This window comes from Acidilutibacter cellobiosedens (assembly GCF_004103715.1).
GTDB classification, from domain to species: Bacteria; Bacillota; Clostridia; order Tissierellales; family Acidilutibacteraceae; genus Acidilutibacter; species Acidilutibacter cellobiosedens.
In genome coordinates, this window is sequence record NZ_CP035282.1 from 1,137,151 (window position 1) to 1,157,096 (window position 19,946).

Genomic DNA, 19,946 nt, shown 5'->3' on the forward strand with positions numbered 1-19,946 from the left:
TCAGAGCCAGAGGTAATCCAGCCACCCTTTAGGGCTTGCCCTTGATGGCAGGACAAATACAATGCTACAATATTGTTAAGACGGCACAATAAATTCTCTGTTCTTGAGTTTCTTCGCCGTCGGTAAATATTACGCAGCATTGTTTTGGCATGCTGTCAAGGGTGGCGGCGCACCAAGTTTAAATATATTTTGCAATTTTCTAGGTTCATTTGAGCCTAATTTCTTTGACTCTGTTTTTCATAGGCTACTTTACACTATCTTATATAATAATTATATTGTAATACTCCAATTTCTTACAAGTCAATAGTGAATAATTTGAATTAGGAATTAAAATATATTTATATTGGATAAAAGGTTAAAATATGCTATAATCAAAAATAATGATTTGTAATACAAATTTTTCGATGGGAGGTGTGTTGTTAAATGATTAAAATTATTGTAGATAGTACTTGTGATTTGCCCCAAGATATACTGAAGGAATACGATATTAAAGTGATGCCTCTCAATGTTCTGATTAATGATGTGGAATATAGAGATAGAGTTGACATACAGACGGATCAGGTGTATGAGTATATGAAAAAAGGAGTTGTTCCCAGAACATCACAGATATATCCTGAGGAAATATATAATACATTTATTGATTATGCCAAAAAAACATATGATTTTATATATTTGGCATTTTCTTCAGCCCTTTCAGGTACGTTTGATTTGGCAAAGATGATACAAAAGGAAATTAAAGACCGATATCCCAAAGTTCATATGGAAGTGGTTGATTCAAAATCCGGTTCCTTTGCAACGGGGATTATAGCACTACAGGCTGCTAAATTAGCAGATAAGGGGTATGAAATTTCTGAAATATTAGAACAAGTAAATTTTATGGTAAAACATATAGAACATATTTTTGTAATTTCGGACTTATCTTGGCTTTTAAAAGGAGGAAGGATAAGCAAAATAGCAGCAAAAACCGGGAGCATTTTAAATCTTAGGCCTTTGTTGGACGTGCAAAATGGACATTTGAAAGTTATCGGCGTGGTTAGAGGAAAGAAAAAAGCACTTCGTGCTATTGTGGATCTGGTTGCTCAAAGAATTAAAAATTTTCCAAACCAAATTGTGGGAATAAGTCATGCTGATGATTTGCAAACGGCTCAGGAGGTAGTAGAACTTTTGAAAGAAAAGATAGGCATTTCAAATACTATGATTGAAAAAATAGGATGTGTATTGGGAGCTCATCTGGGGATAGGCGGTGTTGGAGTATTTTTTCTAAACCTTAAGCCTAAATTATACATAGATTAGTTAATGATGGAATTTATCAAAATAAATTAAAAAATTAATTAAATTTATTCAAATTTTTATTGACAAAGTTTGATGAAACATGTACTATGTCTCATAGTATGTATTTTTGTTGTGCATAATATTAAACAAAGGAGAGATGTGTATATGACTGATTCAAACTCAAAAATTATAGGTTATTTACCTGATGAAACTCCTTCAACGGGGAAACTTTTGCTCTTTTCGCTGCAGCAAATTTTGGTTATGTTTCCGGCAACGGTAACAGTAGCACTTCTTACGGGGTTTCATGTATCTACTACAATATTTGCCAGCGGGTTGGCAACTTTGTGCTTCTTGTTTATAACTAAAGGGAAGATACCTCTTTATTATGGCTCCAGCTTTTCCTATATTGCTGCTATATGTGGGATTACGGGAGCCAAATTTGGAGTTGTTGCCCCAGATGCCCTTATTTCTCAGGCCCAGTTCGGAATTATTTGTTCAGGATTTGTTTCAATTTTAGCAGGAGTTATTGTTAACCGATTTGGGATGAAATATATCGAAAAGGTTTTGCCACCTACCGTTACAGGGTCCATTGCTATGGTAATAGGAATATCCCTTGCAGGTACAGCAATAACAAGTGCTCTGGGATATGATGCGACAACAGGTCTTACCAATAACGCTTCTTCCATTGCTGCTATTGTTACTCTTCTTGCCACTGTTATTTTTTCGGTATACTTAAAAGGAGTTTTAGGACAACTTCCCATTCTTTTCGGAATAATTGTCGGTTATATTGTTAGTATACCTCTTGGTTTAGTCGATTTCTCTCAAATATTCACAGGTAATATTTTTATGGTTCCTCATTTCACGTTACCCACTCCAAATTGGATGTCCGTTGCGGCAATAATGCCTATAGCTATTGCAACAATTCCTGAATCTACTGCTCACTTATTCCAACTTGATGTATATATAAATGATCTTTCTCGAAAGAAAGGAAAAGGCGAATATAAAATTGCAGATAAACTTGGTCTTAACTTAATAGGAGACGGTATAGGAGATATTGTTGCATCAATGTTCGGAGGGCCGGCAGGCACAAATTACGGAGAGAATATATCTACTATGGCAATTACTAAAAATTTTTCAGTTGCAATGCTCAAAGTGGCATCAATTATGGCAATGATATTTTCATTCTTTGAACCTTTATCCAATGCTATAAATTCGGTGCCATCTTCTGTAATTAATGGTGCATGTATATTTCTCTTTGGAGTTATCGGCGCTCAGGGAATTGCCATTATGATAAATAAAAAGGTTGATTTATTTAATACTAAAAACCTTTCGGTTATTGCAATAATATTAGTTATAGGTCTTGGAGGACATTATGGTTTCCCTGACAATATGATTCCTTTCTTTGGGATTAAGTTACCCGCTATTGCAACAGCAGCAATTGCAGGAATTATACTTAATCTTATTCTTTCTATAGGAGAGAAAAAAACTACTGATGAAAATTAGAAAATATATATTTATTTTCCGATAATCAAAAGGCAATCAGCAAACATTCAATAAGTTTGTTGGTTGTTTTATTTTTTTAAATTTATTATATTTGGATAACGATTTCCATGTATGGGACAAGTTGATATATATAAAACTAAGTAGTATGATAGTTAAAATAGTTAAAAATGTTGTTTCTATTTTATACTATACAATATTGATGGAGGAATATATATGGGTTCAATAAGAAGCAAACTTGTAGTGGTAGGCGTTGGACATGTGGGTTCTCAGGTACTTAACTGTGCTGCATCTTTAAAATTATTTTCTGAAATTGTTGCTATTGACAAAATTGAAAGCAAAGCTAAAGGGGAAGCTCTTGATATCAGTCACTTTACATCTTCGGATTATATTAATAATGTAAACATCCGCTCAGGAGGATATGAAGAATGTAAAGATGCGGATATTATCATTATATCGGCAGGTCCCAGCATAATGCCTAATAAGGATATTAAGAAATTAGACAGACTGGCTCTTGCGTCTCAAAATGTACCGGTAATGAAGGAGATTATTAGCTCCATAACAAAATATACTAAAGATGCAGTAATTATAATTATTACTAATCCCTTGGATGTTATGGTATATTATGCACAGAACTTTTTCGGATATTCTAAGAATAAAATATTTGGAACGGGAACAAGCCTTGATTCAGCTCGATTCAAAAGAATTATTGCGGATAAATATAATGTAGATCCCAAAAGCGTACAAGGGTATATGATGGGGGAACACGGGAATTCTGCATTCCCGGCATGGAGTCTTTTGAGAATCGCAGGCATCTCTTATGATGATCTTGATAAATATTTTAATCCGAAAGAACATCTCGACTGTGATAATGTAGCTTCAGAAGTAGTGGAAGTTGCTTATAGCGTACTTAATATGAAAGGATATACTAATTCAGGAATTGCAATGGCTGCCTGCAGACTTGCAGAGGCAGTTTTGCTTAATGAGCGTACTATTTTGCCTGTTTCCTCAACTCTTGAGGGCGAGTATGGATTAAGAGATGTGGCACTGAGTATTCCCACTATTATAGGGAAGAACGGTATAGAAAAAAGGATTCAAGTGCCTCTTTCCGACGATGAGATTAATAAGCTCAAGGAAAGTGCAGAAAGTGTATTGAAAACAATTAAATCCGTTGGACTTGAAAAATAATTTTTAAGAATAGCTTTTCAAAGCTGTTTTTCATTAATTTACACTTGACTTTAAATGAATTTCAAAGAAAGGCTTCATTAGTTTATAATGCTTCAATAGAAGCCTTTTTTATTTATATGGAAATGATGTTGAAGTTAAATTATAATAGAACGTAGATAGGGGGTGCAAAGAGTTGAAAAGGATTTTGGAAACAGAAAGAACTTATCTACGTGAATTGGCTTGGGAAGATTATGATGATCTATGTGAGATTCTGCAGGATGAGAAAACCATGTATGCATATGAACATGCTTTTAGTGACGAGGAAGTGAGAAATTGGCTTAATAATCAATTCCGAAGATATAAAAATTTTGGGTTTGGATTATGGGCTGTGGTTGATAGAAATACCAATTGCTTTATAGGGCAGATAGGACTTACCATGCAGAATGTAGAGAACAAACAGGAGCTTGAAATAGGATATTTACTTAAAAGAAAATTTTGGCATAAAGGTTATGCTACAGAAGGAGCAATTGCCTGCAAAGAATATGCTTTTAATGTATTAAATAAAAAGAGGGTTGTAAGTATTATACGTGATAATAATTATGCTTCTCAGCATGTTGCCGAAAGAGTAGGAATGAAAATTGAAAAGCAGTTTACAAAGCATTATTACAATATGGACATGATTCATTATTTATATGTTATAAACAAGACAAAATAGATTATATTCCCTGATATGTATTAATAAAGAAAGAGGCGATAAAATGTATTTGGTAAGTTTATGTTTGGCAGGTTTTAATTGCAGGTATGACGGAAAAAGCAAAGGAAATGAAGGTATAATTGAATTGATCAATCAGGGCAAGGCTATTGCCCTATGTCCCGAGCAATTATCGGGATTATGTACTCCGAGGCTTCCATGTGAGATTATTATAGATGAAAGAGGAAACAGAAAAGTAATCAGGAGAGATGGGAAGGATCTTACCAAAGAATTTACTGAAGGTGGAAATAGAGTTTTATCCATAGCAAAAGCTATGGGTATAAAAAAGGCAATATTAAAATCAAAAAGCCCTTCCTGCGGTTGTGGACTTATATATAATGGAACATTTTCAGGGAGAGTAGTTCCGGGGAACGGAATAACGTCTGAACTTCTAATCAAAAACGGTATTGAAGTTTATACGGAAGAAGATATACATAAATTATAAACCCCACTTACCTTAATATACTTTCCGTAAAATGGGTTTCAAGAAAGGCTTCCATTAAAACACAATATATTAATGGAAGCCTTTCTTATAAATTTCTCTAATTATTTCTTGGTATTCCTTGCAGTTCATCTTTAGAAGCTAAACATATTTTATATATATGATCGGCAATTCTTTCAAAATGAGTTATAATGTTTAAAAATATAATTCCTGATTCTACAGAACAAGTTCCATTTTCTAACCTTTTCACATGAGCATTGGAAAATTCTTTACATAGGTCATCGGCTTTGTCCTCAAGCTTTAAAGTTTCTATTAAAAGGGGAATGTCTTTTTCTTTTAAAACTTTTATAGTATTATCATACATTTTGATGACTACATTTTGAAGCTCATGAAGTTCATCTATTGCTTCGTTTGAAAACACAAGTTTTTTTTCAACTTTGATTTCTATAAGTTTTACAATGTCTTCAGCATGGTCTCCTATTCTTTCTATGTTGTTAATACTGGTTATCATTGCCGGTACCATTATGGAACCCGAATCTGAAAGAGCTCTTTTAGATAATTCAACTATATAAGTAGTAATATCTTTTTGCATTTGATTTACTGTTTCTTCATATTCATGAACTTTATTTATCTTATCAAGTTCATTGTCGTAAAAGGCTTCCATTACATCCTTCAGCATCTGTTCAGATATTTCTGCGCCTCTTGTTATTTCTGATATGATAGCTTTAAAAGCAGCAACAGGAGTATCTAAAAGGAGTTTGTCCAAGTATATGGAAGGGCTTTCATAGTTAGGTCCTTTATCTTTAATTATAGTCTCTAAGAATCTTACATAGTATTTAGTTATAGGCAAAAATATAAGGGCACTTAAGACATTAAATATTGTATGAGAATTTGCTATTTGAGCTCCTATATCTGCGTTAGGTTGTATGTAATTTGTAACAATTTGTATTGCATGAACAAATTGAGGCAAAATTAAAGCAGCAATCAAGACACCGGAAATATTATAGATAGTATGTGCCCAGGCTGTTCTTCTGGCATTTATGTTTCCTGTCAAGCTCGCAAGCTGAGCGGTAATACAAGTGCCTATATTATCTCCCAGCATAATACAGACAGCAGACTTTAAATTTATTAGATTTGCTTTTCCCAATATCATTACTAAACCTACAGTGGCACTACTACTGTGAACCATAGCAGTAGCAAAAGCACCCAGTAATATTCCTATAACGGGAACGGATGCGTAGGTCTCAAAGAAGTACCTTAAAGTTTTACTGTGTTCCATATACGGTACTCCGCTGTTTAATATTTTTAGCCCTAAGAACATCATTCCAAAACCCATAATTGCATTACCGATATTTTTGGCGGTTTTATTTTTACTGAAAAAATTTATTCCGAAACCAATTCCGAGTATTGGAAGAGCTATATCCGTTAGCTTAAAATCAAAACTCAAGGCCATAAGTTGAGCCGTTATAGTAGTGCCGATATTAGCTCCGTATATTATTCCTATGGCTTGAGAAAAATTCATAAGACCCGCATTGACAAAACCTACAGTTAGTACAGTCACTGCGGTACTGCTTTGAACAAGGGCTGTCAGAAAAGTACCGACTAAAAACGCACTCCATATTCTTCCTGTCAGAACGGAAAGCATTTTTTTCATCATTTCACCGGAAGCCTTTTCAAGCCCGTCTCCCATTTTGTCGACTCCATACATTAATAAGGCAGTGCCTCCAATTAAACCATAAATTAACTCTGTCATAAATTTCCCCCAAACTATAAATTATTTTTATAACCCATAAAAAAATTCTATTTTGTCTTATTACAGACTTGACCCTAAATGGATTTCAAAAAAAGTTTTTGTTAATATATTAATGCTTTAATGGATACCTTTTCATTATATTACATAATAACTATACAGCAAATAAAAAAACTTATCAACACGAAAATATGGAAGATGCCTATTATGATTTTCATTCAGGAAAGTGTTAATATATTAATTATATGCATTATTATAGATAAATTTATCATGAAGCAATTGATTCTGAAAGTAAAAAGTGTTATTATAATTAACAAAAGATATTTGCGGGGGGACTCCTTTGAGTTGAGAAGGTAAAACCTGACCCTTTGAACCTGTTAGTTAAGACTGGCGTAGGGAAGCAAAATTTGTATGATTGTATTTAATAAATGGTGCTTGCCAAGATCGGCAGGTGCCATTTTTAATTTATAGGAGGAGATAAATTTGGAAAAAGTTCTTACAATTGCCGGCTCTGATTGTAGCGGCGGTGCGGGAATTCAAGCTGATCTTAAAACCTTTGCGGCCCATGGCGTTTACGGCATGAGCGTAATCGTATCGGTAGTTGCGGAGAATACATCCCGTGTTATTGATATACAGGATGTTGCTCCTGAGATGATTGAAAAACAGATTGATGCCGTTTTTGAGGATATCGGGGTAGATGCCGTAAAAGTGGGTATGCTTTCTCAGCCTTGTTGTATGAAAGCTGTAGCACGTAAACTTAAGGAGTATAAACCCCAAAATGTAGTGATCGATCCCGTTATGTATGCTAAAAATGGGTGTCCTCTCATGAATCCCAGTGCCATTGATATACTGATTCATGAAATACTTCCCCTGGCAGATGTTCTTACACCAAATATTCCGGAAGCAGAAAGAATTTCCGGAATACAGATAAATTCTGCTGAAGATATGGAACAAGGGGCAAAATATATATATGATTTGGGAGTGAAAAATGTGCTGGTCAAGGGAGGTCATGCTGTTGGAGATGCCTTGGATATTCTATATGATGGCAAACAGTTTTATTATTTCAGAGCACAACGTATCAATACAAAAAATACCCATGGTACAGGCTGTACATATTCTTCTGCCATTGCTTCCAACTTATCTTTGGGATTTGATTTGCAGGAAGCTGTAAGGAGAGCAAAGGAATATGTCACAACTGCCATTCGTCATTCACTTGCTATTGGTAAAGGCTGCGGTCCTACCCACCATTTTTATGATTTATATCAAAATGGATTGACCAAAACTATCATCAAAAATAATTGACAGTACTATATTTCTTACATATAATTAAAGAAGGTATTTAAATTATTAAGGGGAGCTTTACTAAATGAGCACAATATTAAGATGGATTGTATTTGAATCGAATATTAACGCAAATTTTTCTCTTTACGGGATAGGTGCGTCCAAAAATAGATTCAAGCTGCAAAAACCATATTAGTATTGAGGGATAAACATATTTAAACATGTCCAGTGGAACCCAAGGCTAATTTTGGCTTTGGGTTTTTTTATATATATTTTATGGTCGGGTGGGAAAAGGACGTTTGCAGCGTAATAAATATGGAAAGGAAGATAATAATGATTGAATGCAGTATAAATAATTTAATTAAATATTATGGTGCAAATAAAATATTTGAAAATATATCCTTTGAATTGAAGACAAACGAGAGAATAGGGCTTATCGGAAAAAACGGATGCGGGAAAACCACATTGATGAAGATTCTCATAGGAGCTGAAGATTATCAGGGAGGGAGTATAAATTTCAGTAAGGATACAAAGGTTGGATATTTAGATCAAATATTTGAATTCAAGCCGGATACGACTGTTATGGAAATATTTGAACTGGCTTTTCAGAAACTTTGGGAAATCAAGAAGGAAATGAAATCTGTTGAGCAGAAAATAAAAAAATTGAAGGGAGGAAATTTAGATAAAGTATTAAAAAGATACGGGTATCTTATGGAACAATATGAGATAAACGGGGGATACGAAGTTGAAACCCGTATAAACAAAATATATAATGGGCTAAATATTGCGGATTCATATAGGAAAATGAGATTTGAAGAATTAAGCGGAGGAGAAAAGACGAGGGTTATGCTGGGAAAACTTCTTTTGGAAGAACCGGACATTCTTCTTATGGATGAACCTACCAATCATTTGGATATTTCTTCTGTTGAGTGGTTGGAAGAGTTTCTAAAAAATTATAAAGGAGTTGTATTAGTCATTTCCCATGACAGATGTTTTCTCGATAATGTAGTGAACAGAATTATAGAGTTGCATTCTGACAAAGCGGAATTATATGATGGGAATTACAGTGATTATACAGCAGAGAGAGAAAGACGATTTTTATTGGAGTATAAGGCATACCAAAATCAACAGAAAAAAATCGATACAATGGAAAAGCAGGTTCAAAGATTTAGAATATGGGGAAAAATGAGAGATAGTGAAGTTATGTATAAACGTGCTAAAGAAATTGAAAAACGTTTAGGCAAAATAGAAGTATTGGACCGTCCCGTGTTGGAAAGCAGAAAGATCAGATTACCTCACCAAAAGGCGCAACGTTCTGGGAAAATTGTTCTTAAAGCGGAGATGATTGAGAAATCCTTTGGAGAAAAAATGTTGTTCTCTGATTTGTCCTTTACGCTATTTTATCAGGATAGATTATGTATAATGGGAAATAACGGAAGCGGAAAAACCACTTTACTGAAAATTATTTTGGGAAAGATACCGGCAGATAAAGGTTGCGTTTCCTTGGGAGCCAGTATAAAAATAGGTTATCTTCCTCAGAATGTAATTTTTAGAGATGAAGAAAAAACATTACTTGAATATTTTATAGAGGAGCACAAAGTTACTGTAAGTGAGGCAAGATCAGAACTGGCTAAAGTTTTATATTTTCAGGAGGATGTAAATAAGAAAATTAGAACCTTATCAGGAGGAGAAAAAAGGCGGCTGAAATTATGTTCTTTATTATATGAAGAGGTAAATTTTATGATTTTAGATGAGCCTACCAATCATTTAGACATGGATTCGAGAGAAGTATTGGAAGAAACTTTAACGGACTATGACGGAACTCTATTATTTGTTTCCCATGACAGATATTTTATAAGAAAGATTGCCGATAAAATCATGGTATTGGACAATGGAAATGGAAAATTATACCCAATGAATTATGATGAATATTTGGAAGAGAAAAAGAAGGATCTGGAAGTTGAATTTCCGAAGGAAAATATAAAAGAAGTTCGGAAAACACCCGAGAAGAAAGTTAAAATGCCGGATAAGAACCAGAAATTAAAAAAATTGGAAGAAGAAATGAATTCCATTGAAGAAAAATTAAATCTTATTGATGAACTTATGAATTTAAATAATTCAAATGCGGTACGGCTTAGTGAACTGTTTAATGAAAAAGAAACATTAGAGATGCAATTTGAAGAAGTATTTCTTGAATGGGAAAAGTTACAATAGATGAATACTATATGTATTTTTCTTGACAGAAAAACATATCAATGATAATTTATAATTATAATCTAATGGTGATTAAGTATGAAAGTAGGCGATAAAATGCGTCAATGTATGGATGCGGATAATTTGCATAGACGAATCAAGAAAATTGCTGGTCAGATAAATGCCATAGATAAAATGATTGATCAAGATGTTCCATGTGAAGATATTCTGATTCAAATCAATGCTGCCAAAAGTGCAATGCATAAAGTGGGGCAGATTATATTAGAAGGTCATTTAAACCATTGCGTAAGAGATGGAATCGAGCACGGAGATGCAGAAAAAACTATTGCTCAATTTGCAAAAGCAATAGAGCATTTTTCGAGAATGTCTTAGCATAAATAACAAAGAACAGTTGTTAGAATATAACGGCTGTTTTTTTATGACCCGTATTTTATTATTGACAAAATTATTTTTTTCCTATATTATATACATATAGGGGTATAGGTATGTAACATAGTAAAGAAAGAAGGTGAGCATATGGAATCTGTAAAGATTTTTGATAAAAATAAGGAAAAGCGAGACATATTTTTTCTTATAATTTCGGCTATTTCATTGATAATCAGTTTTTTTCACCTGAGTATTTTTTCTGTTGATGCAGCATGGGTTGCAATTATTTTTTGTGGAATACCGATTTTGAAAGATGCGGCTATTGGACTGTTTACTAAATTTGACATAAAAGCAGATTTATTAGTATCCTTGGCATTAGTTGCTTCCATATTCATTGGGGAAATTTTCGCTGCCGGTGAAATTGCTTTTATTATGGCCGTCGGTTCACTATTGGAAGAGAGAACGGGAGCAAAAGCACGTGCAGGAATTGAAAAACTGATTCATTTAACTCCTATGACAGCAAGAGTTATTAATGACGGAGTTGAGAGTGTTATATCTGCCGAGAAAGTCCAAGTCGGAGATAAATTGAGAGTTCTTGCAGGTGAAACTATTGCAGTAGACGGAATCATTGTCAGTGGACAAACTTCTATTGATCAATCAGTTATGACAGGGGAATCTTTACCTATTGATAAAGAGGTAGGTGACGAGGTTTTCAGCGGTACTGTCAATCAATTTGGTCCTTTTGATATGAAAGCTGTTAGAGTAGGTCAAGACAGTTCCTTGCAAAGAATGATTCGATTGGTAAAATCAGCTGATGCGGATAAAGCAGAAATTGTGGGAATTGCCGATAGGTGGGCAACATGGATTGTAGTTATTGCCTTAATGTCTGCTGTAATTACCTGGTTTTTTACCAAGGAGATTATTAGATCCGTTACTATTTTAGTTGTATTTTGTCCATGTGCATTAATATTGGCTACACCTACTGCGATTATGGCGGGAATTGGTAATGCTGCTACGCATGGTATTTTGGTTAAAGAAGGGGATGCATTGGAACGCCTCGCAAAAGTGACTCGGATTGCTTTTGATAAAACAGGAACGTTGACGTATGGGAGACCTTTTGTTGTTGACATAGTTAGTTTCAAGAAGGACATTACCCCTGATGAATTGCTGTCTTTAGCAGCATCCGCTGAGCTTCGTTCAGAACATCCGCTGGGGAAGACCGTAGTAAAGTACTTTAAATCCAAGTTTAATACATTACCTCAAGAACCATCATCTTTTCAAATAATTGCCGGGCATGGTGTAAGTGCAAAGATATGTAATCAAACAATTATTTCCGGTAATGAACAATTATTAAAAGAATGTTCAATTGATATCCCCCAAGAAATATTAAGTGCAGCAGAGAAATATAAAAACAACGGATGTACTATTATATATGTGGCGATAGATAATTGGGTTGCAGGCATAATTGCTTTCTCCGATATACTTCGTAACAATTTGGCAGTAACGATAGAGAGTATTAACAAAATAGGAGTAAAAAGCCTTTTACTGACCGGGGATAATGAACAGGCAGCTAATCATATAGCAAAGACAGCAGGTATTCCCGATGTATATGCTAATTGTCTGCCGGAAGATAAAATGCTGGCGATAGAACAATATCAAAAGAAAAATGAGTTTATTTGTATGATAGGCGATGGAATAAATGATGCCTTAGCATTGAAGAAGGCTTATATAGGCATAGCAATGGGCAGCATTGGAAGTGATATAGCAATTGATGCGGCAGACATTGCTCTTGTTAACGATAATATAGATAGCATTCCTTATTTGCTGCTTTTATCCCGTAAGGTTATGAAAACTATTAAAATAAATTTGACGTTTTCTATGGGATTAAACTTTGTTTCCATAATTCTTGCAATGGCAGGAATCCTTAATCCGGTAATTGGTGCATTGTTACATAATGCTGGTTCGGTTTTAGTTGTTATAAATTCATCACTTTTATTAAAATGGAGGAATAAATAATGAAGAGAATTTTATCGATTATTTTATGTGTTTTAGTGGGAGCTGGTTTAATTATAGTGGGTTCGTATTATCTAATAAAGGAGAAAGATGATCAAAGTTCTGTAAAGATATATCGTATTTTTATTGCTGTCGGCATACTAATTTTGGTAGTCTCCGGTATATTCTTTTTATAACATTAAACAGGTATGTTCAGAAGATAACTAAATAGTCTAAAAAAGGTTGTTGTACTGCAGCAACCTTTTTTTATTTGAATTACATTAAATGTTCATATAACACAAGCAATAAAAATATATTTTCTAAATTTGTTTGAATATTAAAAGCAAAAACAAAATAAATATTCGGCAAATAATGAGATATTATAGAATATATCCTTATTAATGTTTACTATTATAATATAAATTTTTATCTGTATTTAATTGATATATTGTGTATATTTCGAGGAATATCGCCATAATTTTTATTTTGATTTTTAAATATATTCATAAAATGATGTTCATTTTTATCTTGACTAAACAAAGATTTTTATATAATATAAGTAATATATTAATAAAACTTGGAGAAGTTTGTTTGATGTTTTAAGGAATTATAATAATTATGGAAAGAGAGGAGTTAAGAATGGAAAAGTTTTTTCAGTTAAATGAAAGAGGGACAAATGTCAGGACAGAAATAATCGCAGGTATTACTACTTTTTTTACAATGGCTTATATTATCTTCGTTAATCCAAACATTTTGTCAATTACCGGCATGGATAGAAACGGTGTATTCGTAGCAACTATTTTAGCTTCTGTAATAGGAACTCTTGTAATGGCCTTAGTTGCCAATGTTCCTTATGCTGTTGCTCCCGGAATGGGGCTTAATGCATTTTTTACATTTACAGTATGCGGACAGTTGGGATTTAAATGGCAAGAAGCTTTAGCAATGGTATTTATATGCGGTATTATTAACATTATTATAACTGTTACCAAAGTTCGTAAAGAGATTATAAAGTCTATACCCCAAAGTCTTCAATTAGCGATTAGCGGGGGAATCGGTATGTTTATTGCTTATATAGGATTGAAAAATGCAGGATTTTTAAAATTTACTGCTGATCCGGGTACTTATGCTCTTTTGGATAGTAAAACCGTTGTTGCTAATAGTTCAATAGTTCCCGCCCTTGTTAATTTCGGCAACAAAGGTGTACTTCTTGCACTGATTGGGCTTGTAATTACGGTTATTCTAATGGTATTAAAAATTAAAGGATCGATTCTTATTGGTATAGTTTTAACTACACTTATTGGTATACCTATGGGGATTACTTCTATTCCCGAGAAAATTTTTGATATCAGTGCAATCGGAGGAATAAATAAAGTAGCGGGTTCTTTCTTTGGAGATGTCGGTTTTAAAAGCATGTTCGCAAATTCTTCAAATATATTTTTAGTCCTTATTACTATATTCGGGCTTAGTCTTTCAGATACATTTGATACAATAGGGACATTTATCGGAACAGGAAGAAAAAGCAACATATTTGATGAAGAAGATGAAAAAGCTCTTCTTCAAAGTAACGGATTTAAATCACGTATAGACAAGGCTCTGTTTGCAGATTCAACAGCTACATCAATAGGTGCTTTACTTGGTACTTCCAATGCCACTACATATGTAGAAAGCGCAGCAGGTATTGGTGCCGGAGGGCGTACAGGCCTTACTTCAGTTGTGGTAGCATGTTTGTTTTTACTATGTCTGCCCTTTGCTTCTATAGTAGGGATGGTGCCTTCTCAAGCTACAGCACCGGCGCTTATTGTAGTAGGGGTTTTAATGGCTGAATCCTTCGGAAAGATTAAATGGGGTGATTTAGAGGAAGCTATTCCAGCTTTCTTTACCGTATTGATTATGACTCTTGCTTATAATATTTCTTATGGAATAGCCGCAGGATTTATATTCTATTGTATAGTAAAAATATGTTTAGGAAAAGCAAAAGAAGTTCATCCTATTTTATACGGAGCAGCAGTACTTTTCATTTTAAACTTTGCTTTATTGGCAATAAAGGGATTATAGTAAATATTAAAAAAGGATAATTACAAATAAACTAATTTTAAATAAAAATTTTTATAAAAAATGGCTGCTGCACAATGATTTTTATTCATTCATTGTGCAGCAGCCATTTTTTATGCAAAAAAACAAAATGCAGGTTCCGAAAAATCTGCAAATAAAATCTTTAAATTCATAGGCTTATTAAAGTACGCCTTAAACCAACCCATTGAATGACTACGGATAATATCAGTCAATTTTTAGGCTCGATTCTTTTAGTTTACGGATTATTCAGTAGTTTCGGGACATTCTTCTTTTTAGTTGTATTAAGAATACCAACCTGACATAAGTTTAAAGATTTTTTTATTTTAGGTAATTATGCATTAGTTTCGCATACTCGCCCTATTTTTAACATCAAAATGAGCACATTCACTAAATAAATAATGTTGTAAACCAAATTTTTACTTGTTTTGAAGAATCTGATTTCAAATTCAAAAAGAGATGGTTGAAAATGTCAAGGTACCTGAATTACTATTGTCATGAAATTTTATGTTAATGATTTATAAATAATTACAAATAAAAATTCAATTTCTATTGACAATTTTCATGGAGGAGTATAAAATAAAAATGAAAACAGAAATCACATTGTGGAAACTCAAAATGTAATGTAGTTTAATGATGTATATAATGATTATTATAAAAAAGGAGGATATGTAAAATGATAGAAGTCAGATGGCATGGCAGGGGAGGCCATGGAGGATTTACGGCGGCAAGGTTATTGGGACTGGCTGCATCCGTATATGGAGGCAATTATGCTCAGGCTTTTCCGTCTTTTGGTCCTGAAAGGAGAGGTGCACCTGTTTTAGGTTTTACCCGCATTGATGATAAGCCGATTAACGACCACAGTCAAGTTTACAGTTGTGACGTGGTTGTTGTTCTTGACGAGAGCTTAATTGGCTCTGTAGATGTGACTAAGGGATTAAAAGATAGCGGAGTAATGCTTATTAATTCACATAAAAGTCCGAATCTTTTTAATTTTAATGTAAAAGCAAAGATATATACTATTGATGCTACTCAGATAGCATTGAATATCTTGGGAAAACCTATTACCAATACTGTAATGCTGGGGGCGGCTGTCGAAGTAACTAATTTTGTTGACATCAAATCGGTTTATGAGGCTATTGATTCATTTATGGATAGAGATTTACGCGAGAAAAACAAGAAAGCTGCTCAGACTGCTTATGAATTTATGAGAGGGGGAAATCAGTAAATGTACAAACCAAAGGTAGTCAAGAATTATCAGTTCCCGAGAACAAAAGAAGATATGCCCTTAGGTCCCGGTTCTGCCGCAGGGGTATTAATTGATGTCAATTCCGGATGGAGAACTTTTAGGCCGGTTATTGACGAGACAAAGTGCAGTATGTGCTATGTATGCTGGGTGGTCTGTCCTGATGGGGTAATAGATAAAACCGGCACTAAACTGGAAATAGACTATGACTATTGCAAAGGCTGCGGAATATGTGCTTATGAATGTCCCTCAAAAGCTATTGACATGATAAAGGAGAGTGAAAAATAATGAGTACAACAGCAGTAGCAACAAAGAAAAATTTTATTTCCGGGGATGAAGCCGTGGCATATGCAGCAAGGCTTTGTAAACCGGAAGTTATTGCAGCATATCCTATTACACCCCAGACAATAATTATAGAAAAGATATCGGAATTTATTGCATCTGATGAAATGAAATGCCAGTTCTTATTAATGGAGAGTGAACATAGTGCAATGGCAGCATCTATGGGTGCTTCAATGATGGGATGCCGTACTTTTACAGCTACTTCTTCTCAGGGGCTTTTGTATATGTCGGAAATGCTTCATTATGTAAGCGGCAGTCGGTTCCCCATAGTAATGATAAATGCCAACAGAACTGTTGCCGCTCCTTGGAACATATACTGCGATCACAGGGATTCCATTTCCGAAAGGGATTCAGGCTGGATGCAGCTATATGTGGAAAATGGACAGGAAGCCCTTGATACTTTGATTCAAGCATATAAAGTTGCGGAAAATCCCAAGATTTTAACTCCAATAATGATTAATTTGGACGGTTATGTTTTGACTCATACTTATGAATTAGTCGATATACCTGAGCAAGAGGATGTAGATGAGTTTCTTCCGCCGTATAATGCTGTAAATAAATTCGATTTTGACAATCCAAAGAGCCTTAGCTTTACCGCTTCCCCCGAATGGCAAACAGAATTCAGATATCAACAGCAGGAAGCAATGGAAAATGCCGAAAAGGTTATTAAAGAAGTTGATGAAGAGTATGGAAATAAATTTGGGCGTTCTTACGGAGGTATGATTGATGAGTATTACGTAAAAGATGCTGATTATGTTATCGTTGCCATGGGAAGTGTAGTCGGAACTTCAAGGCTGGTAGTCGACGAACTTAGAAAACAGGGGAAGAAGGTAGGACTTGTAAAGATTCGTTCTTATCGTCCTTTCCCGAAGGAATATTTTAAAGAATTAGGAAAGAAAGTAAAAGCAGTTGGTGTTATTGACCGCGATATTTCATTTGGCTACGAAGGGGCAGTGTACTCGGAGGTAAAATCTTCATTGTATACTCCGGGAGTGAATGTTAAAACGATAAACTTTATTGCCGGAATATCGGGACGTGACATTACAAAGCAATATATTGCAGATATGTTTGGTCAGCTGGAAGCTGCTGACTTAGGTAAAGATGTAGAGGAAGTTCAATTTACGGGATTGAGGTGGAAATAATGATTAAGATGAAAGAATTAAGCGATGAGGAATTGTTTTACGGTCATAAGGCATGCCAAGGATGTGGGGCAGGGATTGTATCACGTTTGGCAATGAAAATTTTGGGGGATAAAACGATAGTTGTTCTTCCGGCAAGTTGTATTTCATCTGTTACTACAATATATCCTCAAATGTCGTTTTTTACAAATAGTATGACAAGCTCTTTTCCGGCAACTGGTGCTGTTCTTTCCGGAATTTCCGCAGCCTGTAAGGCTAAGGGATTAAATGATGTAAATGTTCTCGGATTGGCGGGAGACGGCGGCACGGCAGATATAGGCATTCAGGCTTTGTCAGGGGCAGTAGAACGCGGCAACGACTTTATATATATCTGCTATGACAACGAAGCATATATGAATACGGGCATCCAGAGAAGCAGCCTTACTCCCTATGGGGCATGGACTACAACCACACCTACAAATGACGGCGCTTTAGGAGAGACAAAGTTTAAAAAGAATCTTTTTGAGATCATGATGGCCCATCGTATACCATACTGTGCGACTGCCAGCGTAGGATATCCCTTTGATTTTATTAATAAAGTAACTAAAGCTAAAAAAATTAAAGGCCCTAAATTTATCCATGTATTGTCTCCATGTCCCACAGGATGGGGGTTTGATACGGACAAGACCGTAGAAATAGGGAAATTGGCTGTACAAACGGGACTTTGGTATTTGGCGGAATATGAAAAAGGTAAAATCAGGATTAATATAGAACCTAAATCATTTAAGCCTGTTTCCGAATATTTAGGGGGACAGAAGAGATTCAGACATCTCAACAAAGGCGACTTTGAAGTTATTGAAAAACACAGGGATCGGGAATGGAAAGCTTTAAAGAATCTGGTTGAGGATTAAAAAAATAAAAAATTTATTAACAAATTAATGATGGCTATCTATGATTATAAGATAAAGGGAGAGATAAGATTATGAAAACGGGAAATCAATACCGTGAAAGCCTAAAAAAGTTACACCCTATTATTTATTGTAACGGACGCAGGATAGAGGATGTAGTTGATGATAAGATGACCAAACCCCATGTAAATTCTGCGGCTATGACATATGATTTGGCTTTTGAACCGAAGTATGAAGACCTGATGACAGCGACATCCAGTTTAACTGGTAAAAAAATAAACAGGTTTACCCATATTCCACAGAGCACCGGTGATTTAGTGAAAAAAGTAAAGATGTTAAGGATGATAAGCCAACATACGGGAACCTGTTATCAGAGATGTGTAGGGATGGATGCGTTAAATGCTACTTTTATAACAACTTATGAAATAGACAGGGATTGCCATACCAATTATCATGAACGCTTTAAAGAATATTATAAGTATGTTCAGCAAAATGATTTAATGATAGCGGGTTCCATGACTGATGTTAAGGGAGACAGAAGCAAAAAACCGTCACAACAGGCCGATCCTGATTTGTATGTTCATATTGTAGATAAAAGAAAAGACGGAATTGTGGTACGAGGTGCTAAGGCACATCAAACAGGCATGGCTAATTCCCATGAGATGTTGATATTGCCTACAACAAATCTGGGGCCTGAGGATAAGGATTATGCTGTGGCTTGCGCTATTCCCGTAGATGCCCCCGGAGTTATTCACATATTCGGCCGTCAAACAAATGATCAAAGAAGGTTAGACGGAGACATTGACTGCGGCAATTCGGAATTTGCCATAGTTGGCGGAGAAACATTAACGATATTAAATGATGTATTTGTTCCGTGGGAACGGGTTTTTATGTGTAACGAATACCCCTATGCCCAGAAATACGTAGAGACCTTTGCTTCCTATCATAGGCAGAATTACGGAGGATGCAAGGTAGGGCTCGCTGATGTAATAATAGGTACGGCTGCGGCGGTAGCAGACTGTAACGGAGTTTTAAATAAATCCCATATCAAAGACAAACTTGTGGAGATGACGTTTTTGGCCGAAACAATGCATTGCTGTTCATTGGCTTGTTCGTCGGAAGGATTCAAGACCCCCGCAGGAAGCTACTATGTTAATACGCTATTTGCTAATGCGGCAAAGCTGAATTGTACGAGAACAATGTATGAGATTTCTCGGCTGGCCCATGATATAGCAGGAGGTTTTATTGCAACCCTTCCTTATGAAGCGGATTACAAGTCGAAAGAAGTAGGGCCCTATATAGATAAATATCTTGCTGCAAATCCTAAGTATTCCACAGAAGAGAGAATCAGAATGGCACGTCTGCTGGAAAATATGACCGGGGGAACGGCATTGGCCGAATCAATGCATGGCGCCGGCTCTCCTCAGGCTATGAGGATAATGATATACAGACAAGCAAATCTGGAACATAAAATGGATATTGCTAAAAAATTAGCTAAAATAGACAAGATGGAGGGGTAATTTAACG

17 protein-coding genes and 1 riboswitch are annotated in these 19,946 nt (G+C 35.0%); of the genes, 16 read left to right on the plus strand and 1 reads right to left on the minus strand.

What is annotated here, in order from left to right:
• Positions 1–423 precede the first annotated feature (423 nt).
• The 5 genes from EQM13_RS05400 (at position 424) to EQM13_RS05420 (ending at position 5,135) form a co-directional block, all read left to right on the plus strand.
• Positions 424–1,293 carry a DegV family protein gene (locus tag EQM13_RS05400; RefSeq protein WP_071140086.1) on the plus strand — a complete coding sequence of 290 codons (870 nt, stop codon included), beginning with the start codon at positions 424–426 and terminating at the stop codon, positions 1,291–1,293.
• A gap of 144 nt (positions 1,294–1,437) precedes the next feature.
• Positions 1,438–2,775, plus strand: coding sequence for a uracil-xanthine permease family protein (locus EQM13_RS05405; RefSeq protein WP_128752154.1), 1,338 nt, complete (start codon positions 1,438–1,440; stop codon positions 2,773–2,775).
• A gap of 213 nt (positions 2,776–2,988) precedes the next feature.
• Positions 2,989–3,960, plus strand: a complete 972-nt coding sequence (locus EQM13_RS05410) for an L-lactate dehydrogenase (RefSeq protein ID WP_128752155.1) — start codon at positions 2,989–2,991, stop codon at positions 3,958–3,960.
• A 172-nt stretch (positions 3,961–4,132) separates the two neighbouring features.
• Positions 4,133–4,654, plus strand: a complete 522-nt coding sequence (locus tag EQM13_RS05415; RefSeq protein ID WP_128752156.1) for a GNAT family N-acetyltransferase — start codon at positions 4,133–4,135, stop codon at positions 4,652–4,654.
• Between the two features lie 43 nt (positions 4,655–4,697).
• Entirely contained in the window at positions 4,698–5,135 is a 438-nt protein-coding gene (locus tag EQM13_RS05420) for a DUF523 domain-containing protein (protein ID WP_128752157.1), read from the plus strand.
• A 97-nt stretch (positions 5,136–5,232) separates the two neighbouring features.
• On the opposite strand, the gene EQM13_RS05425 is transcribed toward EQM13_RS05420, so the two are convergent.
• Positions 5,233–6,885 (minus strand): Na/Pi cotransporter family protein, encoded by a 1,653-nt coding sequence (locus EQM13_RS05425; RefSeq protein WP_071140090.1) that lies wholly within the window; start codon positions 6,883–6,885, stop codon positions 5,233–5,235.
• A 315-nt stretch (positions 6,886–7,200) separates the two neighbouring features.
• A riboswitch (TPP riboswitch) is annotated at positions 7,201–7,299 on the plus strand.
• Between the two features lie 66 nt (positions 7,300–7,365).
• On the opposite strand from EQM13_RS05425, the gene thiD reads away from it, so the two are divergent.
• From thiD to EQM13_RS05475, 11 genes are all read left to right on the plus strand, one after another.
• Positions 7,366–8,184, plus strand: coding sequence for a bifunctional hydroxymethylpyrimidine kinase/phosphomethylpyrimidine kinase (thiD, locus tag EQM13_RS05430; RefSeq protein WP_071140091.1), 819 nt, complete (start codon positions 7,366–7,368; stop codon positions 8,182–8,184).
• Positions 8,185–8,478: 294 nt separating this feature from the next.
• Positions 8,479–10,377, plus strand: a complete 1,899-nt coding sequence (gene abc-f / locus EQM13_RS05435) for a ribosomal protection-like ABC-F family protein (RefSeq protein ID WP_206172862.1) — start codon at positions 8,479–8,481, stop codon at positions 10,375–10,377.
• Positions 10,378–10,455: 78 nt separating this feature from the next.
• Positions 10,456–10,749, plus strand: a complete 294-nt coding sequence (locus tag EQM13_RS05440; RefSeq protein WP_234958895.1) for a metal-sensing transcriptional repressor — start codon at positions 10,456–10,458, stop codon at positions 10,747–10,749.
• Between the two features lie 144 nt (positions 10,750–10,893).
• Positions 10,894–12,759 carry a heavy metal translocating P-type ATPase gene (locus EQM13_RS05445; protein WP_071140092.1) on the plus strand — a complete coding sequence of 622 codons (1,866 nt, stop codon included), beginning with the start codon at positions 10,894–10,896 and terminating at the stop codon, positions 12,757–12,759.
• Positions 12,759–12,932 carry a hypothetical protein gene (locus tag EQM13_RS18200; protein WP_161567177.1) on the plus strand — a complete coding sequence of 58 codons (174 nt, stop codon included), beginning with the start codon at positions 12,759–12,761 and terminating at the stop codon, positions 12,930–12,932. The genes EQM13_RS05445 and EQM13_RS18200 overlap by 1 nt, the downstream gene beginning before the upstream one ends.
• 442 nt (positions 12,933–13,374) lie before the next feature.
• Positions 13,375–14,790, plus strand: coding sequence for an NCS2 family permease (locus EQM13_RS05450; protein WP_071140093.1), 1,416 nt, complete (start codon positions 13,375–13,377; stop codon positions 14,788–14,790).
• Positions 14,791–15,481: 691 nt separating this feature from the next.
• The gene (locus EQM13_RS05455; RefSeq protein WP_128752158.1) at positions 15,482–16,033 is read left to right on the plus strand and encodes a 2-oxoacid:acceptor oxidoreductase family protein; all 552 of its coding nucleotides are present in this window, start codon (positions 15,482–15,484) and stop codon (positions 16,031–16,033) included.
• Positions 16,034–16,339, plus strand: a complete 306-nt coding sequence (locus tag EQM13_RS05460) for a 4Fe-4S binding protein (protein ID WP_128752159.1) — start codon at positions 16,034–16,036, stop codon at positions 16,337–16,339.
• Positions 16,339–17,535, plus strand: a complete 1,197-nt coding sequence (locus tag EQM13_RS05465) for a transketolase C-terminal domain-containing protein (RefSeq protein ID WP_128752160.1) — start codon at positions 16,339–16,341, stop codon at positions 17,533–17,535. Before EQM13_RS05460 ends, EQM13_RS05465 begins: the two co-directional genes overlap by 1 nt.
• Positions 17,535–18,422, plus strand: a complete 888-nt coding sequence (locus tag EQM13_RS05470; protein ID WP_071140097.1) for a thiamine pyrophosphate-dependent enzyme — start codon at positions 17,535–17,537, stop codon at positions 18,420–18,422. Before EQM13_RS05465 ends, EQM13_RS05470 begins: the two co-directional genes overlap by 1 nt.
• A 71-nt stretch (positions 18,423–18,493) precedes the next feature.
• Complete coding sequence (locus EQM13_RS05475) at positions 18,494–19,939, plus strand: 4-hydroxyphenylacetate 3-hydroxylase family protein (RefSeq protein WP_128752161.1); 1,446 nt, start codon at positions 18,494–18,496, stop codon at positions 19,937–19,939.
• The last annotated feature ends 7 nt before the right edge of the window (positions 19,940–19,946 follow it).